The following is a 12,433-nucleotide window of genomic DNA, read 5'->3' on the forward strand; positions in this document are numbered from 1 at the left end:
CTCGCACTCGTGGCAGAAGAAAATAAAACAAGGCTTGGCAATGTCAAAGGTTAGGTTCATGTTAATAATAAATTAGTAATGCCTGGGCAAAGGCTTAAGCTAACGGATTACTTTCTACCGATTCAAGTTTAAATAAATTTTCCTCTCCAAGCACTTTGCAGAGATTTCCAGCAAAATATCTAATTGAATTTTGCTGTCTGACAGAAAAATAATAAGCAACATCCTCTACCATATCCTTTGTGGCTTTTCTTTGAACTGGGTCGTTAATCACACTATCTACTATTGTTAAAAGCTTTCCAACCATGTCCTTTACGTTACTATAATTTGAATCAAGCAAACCATTGCATAGTTTTTGAGAAACATTTTTCTTTTCCATTTTTCCTCCTTTACTTTACTATACTATAACTAAACTAAACCCAGACATTACTATCATTTTAATTTATACTAACTTGCCTACCACACTGTTGGGTTAGTCATCCGCAGTCCTCAAGTCTTTTTAAGACCCCTGCGTTGGCATCATGGAGAGCTACTCCACATATCCACCCCGCCAAAGACCCGTGTGATTAGGTGTCCGTTCTTTCCGGTAAAGCGTATGACGAGTACGCACCTTTAGCACAGGCAAGTTATATCATCAAATCAAACACATCTATTTTAAGCTCTATGAACAGCTCCCAGACTTTCTTCATCAATAATTCTTGAGTTGGCAGACGGCTATCGTAGACGTTCTTCATACCCTTCTGCAAGTCAAGGAATTTATCGCGTATTTTTTTCTGTTTGTTTGATATGCGTGTCATAGAGCCATTCCGTTTTCTGATTTTGCGTTGCCTGATATACTATCGAACCAAGAATTGTCAACAAGATAGCTACCGCCCACCCTCGTATTTCTTTATGCCCGTCCTTAATCCCTATGATGTCCTTCTCGTGCTGGTCTATCTTCCCACGGTATGCGATACTTTCCTTGACGTGGAGGTCATATTTACCGTTGCGCTTTTCATCAGCTTCTTTAAGATAATTAAGAGTTTCTCTTATGTTCTTAAATATTTCTTCGTGCTTGCCGATTATTGCTTCGTGATTGATTTCTGCCATTGCTTAAAATCCTCCATTACCACTCCTATTAAATACCCCGCCGCAAATGCAAACATAAGACCGAGGAAGATGTCCATTAGTTTACCCAATTGTCTTTTATCGCGCGATAAGTGTTTATCGAATATGGTTTTTTAGAAATTATAAACACCTGGGAATCGTCAACGGTTGCAGGTCTCGTGCTCCTGGACGACCTGCCAAAGCTTCCCCCAATCCTGTTCTTTTACATATTCATGCATGGTTACTGTGCATATATCGGAGAAGCATATCCGCCGCTCCCTGATGCCGGGGGAGCTTCACCGAGGTCTGAAATCGTTCTATTATTTATATTTGTCGTGCGCGTTAAGACTCCTCCATACCAATCATCAATCGCCTGTGCTGACCCAGACGCATCAATATCTTGAAATGTTATTCCGAAAACTTTTTCTTCTCCGATCGTTCCCATATACGAAAAGTTTGCGGCTGTACTCTCTACTGTTGAATTTATTATTGTCGGACAACTGCTGTTTATCCCACCGTATAAATACAGGCTTGTAGAAACGTTCATTTTAGCACCAGGAGAAAGCGACAACGTTGCTCCATCACCCATTTTAAAATGGCTAATCGTAGTATTGTAATTGCCAAATAAATTTATATGTCCAGCTGTAGACGATAGCGGTATACTCAATGCTCCATAGAGATTGACCTTGTCTGCGATGAAATCGCTAAGTAGCGTTATATTCGCAGTTTTCGTCGTACTGATTAAGGGAAATGTCATTCCGCTTGTGTTGAAAGTGACATTGCCCATTGGATGGAAACCTATTGACGTGTTATCACCAGTGATGTTTCCTGCAATGTATGTAAACGTATTCCCCTCATATATAAAATCATCATGGATGTTTATTGTTCCTGCAGGGCTGTTTATTGTTATAGGTATTCTGGGATGATATCCTGTTGTTGTTGACCCTCCAGTCGCATCGATATATCCTGTGCCTGTAAGGACTACCCCGCCGTCACCAATCCAATCTAACCCGACGAATGATGCATTTTCTGTTATGTTTATAAAATACCCATTTCCTGTGATATTGACAGCTGATAGAGTCTGGTTAAAAAATTTACAGGTTAAATTACTATTTAGAATAGCATCATCTCGTATACCGAATTGGTCCCAAACGATTCCATCGGTGTCCAAACGTGCTGCTATAGCAAATGCAGGAACTTGCACTACTGCTCCAGTAGTAACCACGGTACCAGAAACATAAGTCAACGCCTGTCCAGGAAGGAATAACCCAGAAAAGGTTATAGTTCCGGGGGTATCGATTGTTAAGTTGCTATTGAAAGTCTGCGCAATCCCCGTTACTGTTCCCGTTCCCTTAAGCGTTACGTTGGTCGTTCCTCCCCACGTAGATGTGCCTGTATGGTTCAATCCACCAAATGCATAGAAATTATTATTTACGAAGGTACTGGAACCTATTACCGAGATATTCCCAGTAACATTCCAATCGTCCGCCAATGTCCATGTTCCGCCGTTAAAAATAAGATTGCCAGAAATGTTTTTTCCGGCAGACGTTATCGTGGCTGTATTTTGCAGTTGTAGATTACCTGTACCAGTTATAGTCATACCCGAATTGAATTTCGTTGTAGTAGTAACCGTTAGCAATGTTTCTGGACTGAACGTCATCGTGTTCGTATAATTTTCTAAATTAAGGATAGAGCATACCTGATTTGTCGCATTGATAGTTACCGGACCACTTGTGCCATCTGCCTGTGCAACCACGGTGTCGGATGTAGTGGGGATAGCCGCACCACCCCACGTTGCTGTATCCCCCCAGTTACCACCCGTATCAGATATAGTCTTTATTGCCGCCTGAACATTACCGCACGCAAGAAGTAAAGCCAATAATAAAAATAATTTCTTCATCAGTTCTTATATCCTCGGATTGTAACGGTAATCTTTTTTACCGTACCAAAAGCTGTAAGATTAGCCCTAAGGATATCCCCAGCATTCCAAACAGTAGTCCACCCAGTCAAATCAGTAGAGGTATTCCTCTGGTTACTGTTCAAATTTATAGGATTAGTACCATCTACATTTTGAGCAACTAATACAGGTAAAGTAGTATTCTTATATAGCTTAACAGTAGCGCTACCTGAAGCATCCCCCATTATGGCCCATTCTGTAGCGGTAAAGTTCCAAGGTAATGAGGGGTTTTCTGATGTTGAGTTGGTGGCGTTAACGAACAGCGTAGAAACCCCGTCGCCTATTGTAAAAGTCAGAGAAGCCCTTTTAATATCAGACGAATTACTGACTGCATCATCTGTCACAGAATTTACTGAATAATTAGCCACACCAGTCAATCCAGCGCCTGTGCCGCCTATAGCGAGTTTTCCGTCTACCGTTGCATTATCAGGTATGCCATCTAATTGAGAGCCATTACCGTAATAAAATTCTCCAGCGGTAATGTTCTTTGTGGTGTTGAGTTGATACGTCCAGTTGATATCGGCAGTTTCATTGTCGGTGAAACTGACGTATGTTCCTGCGCCGCCTGTCGTGTCTTTAGCGTTGATAGTTATATTGACAAACCCCGTTGTGGTGTCATTTTCCACTACAATATCAGTAATGTTCTCGCCAGCTATAAATCGGGCTCGCGGTTGAGTGAAATTTATCGTTGAGTTTCCGAAGGCTGATGTTTCATTCACCCACGTTTTATTGTCGGTATTGTTCCAGGTTATTTTCTCGGACGGGGTAACAAACACCCTTGCCGCCGTTTCGGTAATGTCATTAGCGTATAGTCCGCTGATAGTGGTATTTCCGTGATTATGGCTGTTATCTCCAACCACGGTTGCGTTAGGAGTGCCAGTTACGTCTCCTAACAGAGCGGTATTATTTATTTTGGTAGTGTTCCAATCGGCATCAGTACCGCCTATATTGTGGAAATCATTCGAGAGTGCGGACTTAATATTCGTGTCATTTGTAGCGTTGTAATCGTGGAAGGCCAGAGAGTGATTATATGAGGCGTTCCAGTTAGTTTTTTCCGAAGAGGTTACAAATTTATTCGTAGTCCCCTCTGTGATAGTGTCGGTATTATTGCGGGAAGTGTTAAAAAAATACTGGTCTGTAAGGGTTTTGTTATAATAATTAGTTTTATCGGCAGCCCAGGTATCATTTAACCAGGTCTTATTTCCCGTAGCGTTCCAGCTTATTTTTTCCGCAGGGGTAACCAGCACCCAGCTTGAGCCTTGCGATAAATCATCGGTATCATTGCGGGTAACGTTAAAAATAAAAGCGTGAGTGTCTATGTTTGTCTTGTTATAATAATTCGCTTTGTCAGCCTGCCATGTATCATTGACCCACGTATTGTTAGCAGTGTTATTCCACTTCGTCTTTTCAGCGGCAGTAACATGGATAGTGGTGTTGCCCGTATGTGCCGTGAAATTTGTTTCATTGGCATATCCAGCGGAAGCATGATTACCCCAACTATACGCTGTTGCCCCATTGGTAACGTTGGTGTTCGCGTCAGTATCAGCATCGGTATAATTAGAAGTACCATATCCGGCGGCGGCATGGTCGCCCCAGCCGAAAGCAGAATCCCAGTTTGTAGCATTGGTGGCTGAATAGGTACTGTTCTTAATAAACCCTGTACTGTCCCAAGAGGCAAAGTAGTCGGCGTTCACAGAGCCAAGTTGGGAAACGTTGCCTGTGCCGGAGGCGGTTGAAGAAAAAGTATAATTAACTCCGTCTGTGGAATTAGTCGCTACAATCGCTATATTCGCGCCAGAGATAAAATTTACTTTTGAATTGTTGCCTACATCGACGGATTGGTTTCGGTAGGTGGTAAGGGAAACTCCACTTTCATAATAATCAAGTTTCCCTGTATGCGGGTTAAATTTCCAATCAGCGAAACAAGCCAATGGAATCAATATTATAACAAATAATAGCAAAATTATCTTTTTCATAATTTTTAGAATATTTCACTGAAAATATCATAAGTAAGACCAGCCCTACCTGTCCATGCGGTTGCGTATGCGGTTGCTCCTTTGCAATAAGTATACGTTTGATCGCCGGTAGTTGTTTCCTCTTTCATAATGTACCAGTTTCCATCAGCGTCTAAATAACCGTAATATTTGACAGCAGCATCAGCATCAACATCACTTATTTTGTATTTCGCCGTGGGGTCGCTTCCTAAAACATCGCCTCCGCTTCCGATGAGGATAACTTTAAAACCAAAGTCGCTGCCTAATTTTTCTATAACCTTTCCTATTAGTTCGCTTTCGTGAGCATACTCACCGTATTTAGTCAACCCACCCATAGTTTATTTCTCCTTTAATTCCTCTATCGTCTTTTTATTCTCAAGATTTTTTTGTGCTTTCTTTACCCTTAACCTGTCAGCCTCAACCTCTTTAGCAATAGATTCAAGCTCCGATTCTTTTTCAATCAAATCTTTCTCTCTTCTCTCAACCGCCGTAAGCCTATTTTCTGCGTCTTTAAGCGTAGCTTCCGCTCTCTTTAATTTCTCATCAGAAAGAGAAAGGTTGTCTTTGACGCTTTTTTCTTTTTCATCAACGGTAGTCTTCAGCTCTATATATTCCTGCATTTTTTTATCGAGGATATTCTTTTCTGCAATGAGCAAGGCGCATTGTTTTGCGGCTTCGTCTTTGCTTTTTAAGTTCTCCGCTTCCTGCATTTTAAGCAATTCTTTACCCACCTCTATTTCACCCTTGATAACGAGCAACGCTTTCTTTTCTTCCCCGATTTTGAATAGGTCAAGGGCAACCACTCTCTCCGCCTCTGCCTTTTTTACCTTGATAATTTCATCTAAAGCGTATGTTTCCTGGCGGCGGTTGTTTATCCCTATGTCAAGAGCCTTGATCTGCTCATTAAGGTTGTTGATATTATCGGATAAGGAAGTTTTATTTATTTTCAACTTTTCAATTTCCTTGGAGCATTTTTCTGCCTCGACCACTACTTTTGAAAGTGACATTTCGGCTCCTTCTCTTTTTTGATTAACTTCCTGCTCTTTCTTGATTTCCTTTTTAATATTATCTTTAAGCTGCTCCAAAAATTTGCTTGCGCTATCAATTTCTGTTTTAAGCTGTTCTAAAAATCTGCTTGCGTCTTTAACCTTGTCTTCGATATTCTGTTCAACCATATATCCTCCTTTTTAAAAATCGCTCCACGTTTCGTTTCCAGCCCTTTTCGATTTCAGCCATACCAAGTACAGCCCCCCCTATTTTTACATCAAAAAAGCATTGAAAACATTACGCTTTTTGAGCCACTTTTAAGGGGTTTAAGACATTTACCATTATTGATAGTCATTAGTAGTCATTATTTATCATTCCACGTCAGTAAAGCGCACAAAAACAGGATAAAAAAGCACATAGGCATTGCGAAAACAGAGAAAATAAGGCACTCGGAGAACCGGATAGCCCTTTTTATTTTGCTTGACTTTTTTAAGATTTTAGATATCATAAAGTTGCCTTAAAAACGACTAAAATAACCTGGTTTTCTTTCTTGTCGCCGGTTTACTTAGTCGTTTTCCGGCGACTTTTTTATGTCAGTGCCGCACTATGCGAATTTTTCCAAGAGAAGAAAATTTAATTTTAACCCCGTCTTTCGTTGAAATTTTTGGTAAAATGCTGGTATTAACATCAATCCATTTTTTACTTTTTTTCATATAAGCTCCTTTTTAAATGTTTTATTTCGGCTTGACAGCTACCTAATTTAAAAGATAGAATACAAGTAATAATAAAAAACAATATAAACCAACCACAAACCACAAGAAACCATGATTGATAATGCATTAAAATGGTTATCATTTTTTATCGGATCAGGAGTTCTTATTTTTATAGCTCGGCTTATTTTTTCCGGCGGCAAATATTGTAAAACTGTTGATGCCCTCGAAAAAGATACCTCCGAAGCAAATAAAAAATTAGATACCCTTATTTTTTCATTTAACCGTTTAATTTCGAAACTTGAAAATTTTAAAGAACTAAGGGGTCTTGATGATATTTTCTTTAAAACCACCAGCCCCAAAAACCTTACAGATTTAGGAAAACAAATGTTACAGGAAAGTGGTCTTGTCGCATTTATAACTTCCAACAAACAAGAGTTAATCCAAAAAGTTAAATCATCGAACCCACAAACAGATTACGATGTTGAGCAAAAATCAATGGATGTGATGACTTCTCTTTCTGGCGATCAACGCCTGAATACCATTAAGGATTATGCTTTTAAGAATGGGAAAGACTTAATCCTTATGCTTATGGCTTCTGGTATTTACTTACGCGACATAATAATTTCAGAAAAACCTAATTAACAAAGAACAAATAAAAAAATAAGGAGATGAAATTATGTGGACAATTGCCGGTGGAATTTTACTCGCATTTCTCATTATCGCTGTCATTGGTTCAATCTTTCAATATTTTACTGGCGGTTAACGCTTAACCCAAGTCAACGGATTTATTTTTTGTATCCTTGTATATGCTTGTGCTCCTCGTAATTTTTGACCTGTTTCTTTAGTAATCATTTGAGCAACCCTTCTTCCTTGTGTAGTATCTGTCAATCCACCTTTAGTTAAAAATCTTTCTCCTTTTGCAGTTTTCATCTCTGGTGCATATAAATCTATTGCTTCGTGCGTCATTTGTTGATTTTCCTTAAAATTTCTGTATCTCATTTTTGCCGCAGAAAAAGCCTTATTGTTTATTTGGTCTGATACACTATTAAAAAAATCATTGGCGGCTTGTATGTCTTGTCTTTGCGCAGGAGTTGGTTTACCAGTATATTTTCCTCTTATGTTCTTATATTCAGCAACTATATCTTGCATACCTATTTCACCTTTGGGATTATTAGCCCACTTTCGAGAAATATTCTGGTATGCTTTTATTAACTTATTGTCAGCATTGGTAAATCCCCTTTGCAACGTTCCTTCGGGAGTTAAAAGATTTTTCTTAGATAATGTTTCTTCTAACTTTTGAATAACATCAGCACCTTGAACGTTGCCAGTTCCTCCTTTTGGTAAATCTTCTATTGCTTGCCCAAACGCTTTCCATTCTTGAGGAGCATATTTATTCCAAAAATTTTCTCTGATAGCATTAACTTTATTAGCTGGATAATCTCTTACTTTTGAAACTGTTTCCGTAGGTATTTTTCTTATATCTCTAACAATCTTCTTCCCCGCACTATCTATCATTTTTGTAGTTTTCCCTTTCGATAATCCTCCAGTCAACGCCGCCATTCCACCTAAACCAGTTAAAGCAGAAATAGGTTCATTTAGAATGCCTCCAAATCCCGTTGTTCTTATCCAATCCCCTAATTGCGCCTGTCTTTGCCCCTTGAGTGCTTTAAACGCTTCTGTGGGTATCATAGCTGGCTGGTTGCGCTGCACAGCTAACCCTGCCGCTGCAATGGGGGCTTCTGCTGTACCAAAAACAGCGCTTCCTACATCTTGTTGGTTTCTCATAAAAGAAAGTGGCCCCACAGGATTAAACAAAGATTTTATAGGGTGTTGTTGTAATTCCTGCGCTGAATTTATTAACCCTTGAAACTGTGAGCCACGTTCTTTTATCTTTTGTTCTGTTCTCGCAAGATTAGGCAAAAATGCTTCTTTCTTCGGCATTACTTCTGGCTCAATAGCAGTTCCCTCATCTAAATAAGTTATTTTCGCTTTTCTTGTCACCGGTGCTTCATCTAAATATATTATCGACATTGATCAACTCCTAATTTATTATCGCCCTGCGTCCACCTATCATTACTTCACCTTTGTAGCCTGATGCTTCGGCTTCTTGTTCGTTGGTGAAAGAAGGTGTACTACCTCCTGCTGTTTGCGTAGGAATAACCTCTTGCCCTTTCTTTTGGGTATATGACTGTATCCTTGAATTTAAAAAATTGTTAAGTTCTTCTTTTTTAGTCGTCCTTTGTTTTGTAGTGTCAGAAAACCCTGGCATTAAGTTATACGCTCTTTTTATATCCTGACTATTTAAAACACCTTTCTCTCCTAAACTGCGTATCATCATGGATACCGTACCATCAAGAAATTGCTGGTATGTAATCGCGTTTTCATCGGATACACCTAAAAGCCGTTGAGGCCTTACCCCAAATATAGTTGCGCTTCCTGCCTTTCTTCCAACACCAGCACTCTCTGCTTCTTTTGGAGTATTCGCGGATGGTATCAATTTATCTGCGGTTGTCCACGCAGCGTCTATCATTCCTTTTGCTTCGTTTGAAAGGTTTGTCGCTTCGATTTTCATCTGTGACATTTTTTTATCTGCCGCAATATTTCCTGGTGTTTCTTTGTTGTTTTTTGTTATTTTATATACTTTCCCTGTAGCCTCATCCCTCCAAAAACCTTCGGGTACTGCGCCAGTAGGTATTGTTTTATCCGGTGTCTTTGCAGGAAGTCTGTAAACCTTTCCCGTTGCTTCATCGCGCCAAAACCCTTCTGGCACTGTAGTCTTCAAAGGAGTTGCTTGAGGATTACTTTCTAATGGTTGCTCCCCAACATTTTCTTGCACTTCTTCAATAGGTACTTTGTAAATTTTTCCTGATGTTCTATCTCTCCAAAGTCCTGGGGGTAGACTTTCCTCACTATAATTTGCTTGAGGCTTCTCTCTTAATCTTTGTTTCAATGTTTCTCGTACTATAAAATCATTCAAATCATTTCCTCTTGTCCTCTGTACCGGCTGCAATCCCCCTCTCTGTAAAAATACATTTCCTACGTTTTGTAAGGTGTCCTGAACTGCATTTGCCCTGCTGTTTTTCTGCTGTGCTTCAAGCTGTTGAATATTTGCTTGCAATTCTTCATCGCTCATATTCTTGAGCCAATCGGGGCGAGAGCCTAATGATTTCATCCTGGTTATAGCGTTAATCACATCTGCCATAATTATTTCTCCTAATTACCATATCCTGTGGTTACGTATGGTTTATTATTTCTTGTAGATAATTCTTGTTTAAGCCAATCAAGCATCTGGTCTTGTTGCCCCATTCCGTATATCCCACTCCCTACACTGAACGCAGTACCTATCGCCTGATTGATATTTGCTTGATTTTGTGCATTCGCATTAGTTTGCCTATTCTGGTCATAATTAAAATTTCCCACATTGAATTGGTTTTCTAATCCTGCGTTTTGCGCCCCTATCCCTGCCTCACTTCTGGCAAAATCACCAGCGAGATTTTCATAGCGAGCTGTATCTGATTTAGTCTGTAAAAGATTTTTAAGATAAGCGTCAGCCATTATGCTGTTTATGTCTCGTTCCTTTTGAGCGTAAGCCTGCCCTATATCGCGGGCTGCAATAGTTGAACGTGATAGTCCTCTTGCTCCATAGGAAGCCTCAAGCGCTGGTTTTTCTCTTAAATCCCACCCTGCGTTACGTTCAGCGATAAAAGGGCTTGTGGCCTTATCTATATAGTCAGTTGGGAAACCTATTCCCGCTCCTTGATTAAGAGCGGCAAGGATACGATTATTCAAAGTTTTTCCTGTTTCGTAATCCGTGAGTTGCGGAGCCTTAACAACATCTGGAAAAGAACCAGTATTTTTTTTCTGTGTAGCTTTACCGATACCATAAGACAATCCACCCGCTGCAAGAGCCGCTAAAGCCGGAATAAAAAAACCCATACTTACCTCCGATAGCCGCACTTAAGCGGCAACAAATTTAATTCTTCCATTTTTTGCGCTGTTAAGCACCAAGATGGACGATTATTATAAATAGAACATAAATTATCTTTTGTGAGGTGTTTACAAACCATGTCAGTTTTTAATTTATTTCCTTTGTCATCATAAAACGTAAGATAACAACACGTTCCGCATCGTTTACATTTGTCTTCCATTACGTTATCGCAACAGTACTCCCAGGTGTAAAAACTAAAATAGTCGAGCCAACTCTCTGATATAAAACATTGCTATATACGCCCCATTCATAATCTTTAAGTAAAGGAGCAGTTGCCGTCGGAGCGGCGCTCAACGTTAAAACTTTTCCCTGTGCTTCTTGAAAAATATGGTTAAGGACATTTTTTGTTTCATCATCTTTTACTAAATTTGTTGACACTTCAAGCATATCAATATTCCTCTATTTCTAACATCCTTGGCCCCTCAATAGTGGCATTCTGATACACATAGTTATTTGCCGAAGGTTTCCATTTTGCGTCTATGGTATGCGTTCCCGCAGACAATGTTCCATACCACTTAACATTGATATTATTTGTTGATACCGCAGCGCCATCGGCGAATTTCGCTGTTTCCGAAGTCAAACCAACGCTATCCGCGGAGATGGCAAAATTTACCGTTTTAGTATTAGCGTTATCGCCGTTAAATCTACCCGTAAATGTTATTTTCACCGGTCTTCCGCTGGAATAAAACCTCGCTTCCATGTCTGGTATAGTTCGATGCGCGGTGTTATAATTTGTGCTTGTGTCGGTATATCCCCTGATGACAACATGATTAGGAGCGTCACCACCTAAACCCCTATATGCTCCTATGCTATCAACTGATATTGTGCTTGCCGAAGGAGCATAGCACCAGCCAACTAATCGCTCCCCAGTGACACCAGTAGCGTCTGTGGCTGAAGTAGAAGCTATACCTTCAAAATTGTTAGAGTTATCATCATCGGCAACGGCGTAAATATAATAATAGCCTTGCGCTAATGAACCGGTATCAAGACCTCCGCGCCCAGATGCTGCAAAACTTACATTAGCGTTGGCAGTATTTCTTCGTACTTTCCCAGCGCTTGAGCCAAATTCTATTTCACCCCTTCCGATAGTAACCAATGTAGCCGTTCCAGCATCTCTCGAAAGTAACGCACCAGATTTTATATCTTGGTACACCCGCAAATTAGGAGGCGTAAGTTGGCGCATATCGGTTACGGAAGTAATCGATGTTGCGTCAGTAACAACCTTTGCCAATAATAAAGAATTTAGAGGATTTGACGGTTGCGTCGCCCCATTCGCCACAGCCGAATACTGGAAGGCTCCAGTGTTGTCTATATAGACATAAGTATCTCTGCTTGCCGTATATGTTTTAGACGTTGCATTCGTTACTATTCTTGCTCCGGTAACGTAACTTGTTCCCGCTGAAATATCAGAAATCAATGTCGCTGATGTAGCAGGCAACATTCCTGTATACGTCCAATCTCCTATACCCTCGGTGTACCAATTAGAAAATTTAATCGCCGTAGCAAGGTCAGCGTCAGTCACTCCAGAGTCAAGAAGATTTGTGGCATCTATGTTCCCATTGTAATCGTTATAGATTTTGCTATAAGCATCATTTAAGTAGGCATAAGATACTCCTGTGTCACTGGTTAACGCATTGTAACTTATTATCGCTGCATTACCGATGTTCAACGGAGATATGGAAATCAATAAAAAAAATAAAAACTTTCTCAT

General features: G+C 40.0%; 12 protein-coding genes. 1 reads left to right on the plus strand and 11 read right to left on the minus strand.

What is annotated here, in order from left to right; genetic code table 11:
- Positions 1-94: 94 nt before the first annotated feature.
- The 6 genes from ABFC84_16620 to ABFC84_16645 form a co-directional block, all read right to left on the minus strand.
- A complete protein-coding gene (locus ABFC84_16620) occupies positions 95-376 on the minus strand; it encodes a hypothetical protein (GenBank protein ID MEN6414363.1) in 282 nt (93 codons plus the stop codon).
- Between the two features lie 377 nt (positions 377-753).
- Positions 754-1,086 carry a hypothetical protein gene (locus tag ABFC84_16625; GenBank protein MEN6414364.1) on the minus strand — a complete coding sequence of 111 codons (333 nt, stop codon included), beginning with the start codon at positions 1,084-1,086 and terminating at the stop codon, positions 754-756.
- Between the two features lie 238 nt (positions 1,087-1,324).
- Positions 1,325-2,983 (minus strand): hypothetical protein, encoded by a 1,659-nt coding sequence (locus ABFC84_16630; GenBank protein ID MEN6414365.1) that lies wholly within the window; start codon positions 2,981-2,983, stop codon positions 1,325-1,327.
- Complete coding sequence (locus ABFC84_16635) at positions 2,983-5,016, minus strand: hypothetical protein (GenBank protein ID MEN6414366.1); 2,034 nt, start codon at positions 5,014-5,016, stop codon at positions 2,983-2,985. Before ABFC84_16635 ends, ABFC84_16630 begins: the two co-directional genes overlap by 1 nt.
- A gap of 5 nt (positions 5,017-5,021) precedes the next feature.
- Positions 5,022-5,369 carry a hypothetical protein gene (locus tag ABFC84_16640; GenBank protein MEN6414367.1) on the minus strand — a complete coding sequence of 116 codons (348 nt, stop codon included), beginning with the start codon at positions 5,367-5,369 and terminating at the stop codon, positions 5,022-5,024.
- Positions 5,370-5,372: 3 nt separating this feature from the next.
- Entirely contained in the window at positions 5,373-6,209 is an 837-nt protein-coding gene (locus ABFC84_16645) for a hypothetical protein (GenBank protein MEN6414368.1), read from the minus strand.
- A gap of 636 nt (positions 6,210-6,845) precedes the next feature.
- Between ABFC84_16645 and ABFC84_16650 the strand changes: the two genes are divergently transcribed.
- Positions 6,846-7,376: a hypothetical protein gene (locus ABFC84_16650; protein ID MEN6414369.1), complete on the plus strand. Its 531-nt coding sequence runs from the start codon at positions 6,846-6,848 to the stop codon at positions 7,374-7,376.
- A 117-nt stretch (positions 7,377-7,493) separates the two neighbouring features.
- On the opposite strand, the gene ABFC84_16655 is transcribed toward ABFC84_16650, so the two are convergent.
- The 5 genes from ABFC84_16655 to ABFC84_16675 all read right to left on the minus strand — a co-directional run bounded on the left by ABFC84_16655 (position 7,494) and on the right by ABFC84_16675 (position 12,433).
- Entirely contained in the window at positions 7,494-8,765 is a 1,272-nt protein-coding gene (locus tag ABFC84_16655) for a hypothetical protein (GenBank protein ID MEN6414370.1), read from the minus strand.
- 10 nt (positions 8,766-8,775) lie between these two features.
- Positions 8,776-9,936 (minus strand): hypothetical protein, encoded by a 1,161-nt coding sequence (locus tag ABFC84_16660; protein MEN6414371.1) that lies wholly within the window; start codon positions 9,934-9,936, stop codon positions 8,776-8,778.
- An 11-nt stretch (positions 9,937-9,947) separates the two neighbouring features.
- The gene (locus tag ABFC84_16665) at positions 9,948-10,670 is read right to left on the minus strand and encodes a hypothetical protein (GenBank protein MEN6414372.1); all 723 of its coding nucleotides are present in this window, start codon (positions 10,668-10,670) and stop codon (positions 9,948-9,950) included.
- A 211-nt stretch (positions 10,671-10,881) separates the two neighbouring features.
- Positions 10,882-11,109 (minus strand): hypothetical protein, encoded by a 228-nt coding sequence (locus ABFC84_16670; protein MEN6414373.1) that lies wholly within the window; start codon positions 11,107-11,109, stop codon positions 10,882-10,884.
- Between the two features lies 1 nt (position 11,110).
- Positions 11,111-12,433, minus strand: a complete 1,323-nt coding sequence (locus tag ABFC84_16675; protein MEN6414374.1) for a hypothetical protein — start codon at positions 12,431-12,433, stop codon at positions 11,111-11,113.

This window comes from Veillonellales bacterium (assembly GCA_039680175.1).
GTDB lineage: Bacteria > Bacillota > Negativicutes > JAAYSF01 > JAAYSF01 > JBDKTO01.